This is a genomic window from Megasphaera micronuciformis F0359 (assembly GCF_000165735.1).
In the GTDB taxonomy this organism is placed as follows: Bacteria; Bacillota; Negativicutes; order Veillonellales; family Megasphaeraceae; genus Megasphaera; species Megasphaera micronuciformis.
In genome coordinates, this window is the sequence record NZ_GL538212.1 from 25,827 (window position 1) to 26,143 (window position 317).

Consider the following 317-nt stretch of genomic DNA (forward strand, 5'->3'; position numbering starts at 1 on the left):
TTACCGTTACCCCGTAAGGGGACGGAAACGTCGGGCTTAATTTGTATCATGCGGCCATCGGAAAATTCGATTTAATTACCGTTACCCCGTAAGGGGACGGAAACGATAAGTGTAAGTAAGTTACATAGTGTCTGTTCTTGATTTAATTACCGTTACCCCGTAAGGGGACGGAAACACGCAAAGTTGCGGATACTTTTCGTAAAATTCCTGATTGATTTAATTACCGTTACCCCGTAAGGGGACGGAAACGCTGCTCCCCGTCGCCAATATACGAATATCCATTAGAAAGATTTAATTACCGTTACCCCGTAAGGGGA